Annotated in this window: 1 protein-coding gene; it reads left to right on the forward strand. The window is 51.2% G+C overall.

The features are described from left to right. Positions 1 to 204 precede the first annotated feature (204 nt). Positions 205 to 660: a luciferase domain-containing protein gene (locus tag ACR0DT_RS25075; protein ID WP_237218039.1), complete on the forward strand. Its 456-nt coding sequence runs from the start codon at positions 205 to 207 to the stop codon at positions 658 to 660. Positions 661 to 1,017: the final 357 nt, after the last annotated feature.

Raw genomic sequence — 1,017 nt, forward strand, 5'->3', positions numbered from 1 at the left:
GGTGAGCGACGAAATAGAGCTTTTGATCAATATCGAAGCATTAAAGGCTGAGTAATGTGTGCAAGGGCGCTGATACTGCGCTGAGCGCTCATTCTAAACTTTTGACGGGCTGGCAACAAAATGAATGTGTTCTTTAGACTACTGGCAGTCGCTACAACAGCAGTTACATTGACCTGCCCGTTGGCATTCGCACAAGAGCCCTACTTGCCGGAGCGTACCTCACCCCGTCCTGCAACGACAAGCGGCGTACCGCATACTCAGATCGGTGTCGAAATTGATGCCGAGTTAGCCCAGCTATTGCTGGAGCGTGTTGCGCAATTCCCAGGGGTCGCGCTTGGCCCGACACGCATATCGCTTCCTGGGACAATTGGTTTTCAGCTTGATCCCGACATGTTGTTGTCTCAACCGAGCTCTATCGTCGGTGGGTTTGAATTTGCGCATATGCATCCTGATGGCAGCTTGCACGCTTCGCTGCACCCCGCAATGGCGCGACGGGCAATTGAGGCTGGTTGGGCCGTTGCACACCCTTGGGCCAAGCAACGTCCTGGGTGGAGTGGCTTTGTCATGATATACACACCGACCACACCAGAAGAGTTGGATGTCGTCATCGATTTGGTCGAAAGCTCGTACACCTTCATCACCGGAAACACCTTGGACTAAGCTCGAATTGCGCGAAAGTGTGCGGGGACGCCTGTTTTCTGTCTGAGAGCAGTTTCAGCCACCTTGTTTCTCGCAGTCATTTTTTTCTTAAATTGTCGCCGTGGCGAATGCTCGATACCTTCAAGCCATTCACACTAATGGTAGCTGCCGTCCGCTTGTTAGATTTTGCAAAGCTCGGAGTCGAAGTTCCGCTTCGGGCTGCCATCGTTCACAGATGAGAAGAACTACGGACTGATACCATTAGATTGGATATTTCGAAGTGAACCTTCGTTAGCGACGTGAAATGCGTTAATCATTCACCTTAATTCTAGGTTTCGCCAGCCAGTAAGACGTTTTGCTCGGCTTTGTGTTTCAGCG

The organism is Ruegeria sp. BI11, assembly GCF_056538005.1.